General features: G+C 41.7%; 2 protein-coding genes. Both read left to right on the top strand.

Translation table 11 applies throughout. The annotated features are described in order from the left end of the window. Positions 1-75 precede the first annotated feature (75 nt). The gene (locus tag M6F29_RS12160) at positions 76-273 is read left to right on the top strand and encodes a hypothetical protein (RefSeq protein ID WP_298160319.1); all 198 of its coding nucleotides are present in this window, start codon (positions 76-78) and stop codon (positions 271-273) included. 56 nt (positions 274-329) lie between these two features. Beyond that, positions 330-518: hypothetical protein (locus M6F29_RS12155; protein WP_298160317.1), on the top strand; the 189-nt coding region annotated here is incomplete at its 3' end.

Here is a 518-nt window from a genome sequence, read left to right as displayed (position 1 = left end):
CTCCTCAAACTTTGGAGTATGAAAATAACTTGAAGGTTCGCACAATCAAAAAATATATGAAGGATCCAATATTTTATGCTTGAAACGATCATAGGCCTACTTTTTCTGGGATCCATTGTTTTTGTAGCCACCACTGGAGAACGCAGAACAGACGAAAAAAACGAAAAGGACACCCCGAAAACGGACGAGAAAGATACTCCGAAAGAAGTTCCCCAAGAAACAACGAACAAATCTTCAGAGACCACGTCATCAGGGTTAAAAGCGCCTCCCTGAGCCGTCCGGATATTTTGGGATAATGAATACTGACAAAAGAAATGAAACGATGCTGGATGAAGAAAGTTAACGAAGAAAATGCAGGCAAGATCCCGGTTAAACCTCACACAAGGAGTTTCCCGATGAGCAAGGATGAGATAAGAGCGTTATTGTTGGAAGATATCAATAGTTTTCGCCTAAAAGCGAAGTTTTATGAGTCAATTCGATTATCCGAGGCGGCAGACTATGCCAAAGATCTGGCCTCA

This window comes from Ferrovum sp. (assembly GCF_027317285.1).
Taxonomy (GTDB): Bacteria; Pseudomonadota; Gammaproteobacteria; order Burkholderiales; family Ferrovaceae; genus Ferrovum.
Note: the sequence above shows the minus strand (reverse complement) of the source record. Positions and strands in the feature narration are given on the sequence as shown.

What these genes read in the sequence shown, in the direction of transcription:
- M6F29_RS12160 (WP_298160319.1), top strand. Translation starts at nt 76, where the DNA reads ATGCTTGAAACGATCATAGGCCTACTTTTTCTGGGATCCATTGTTTTT.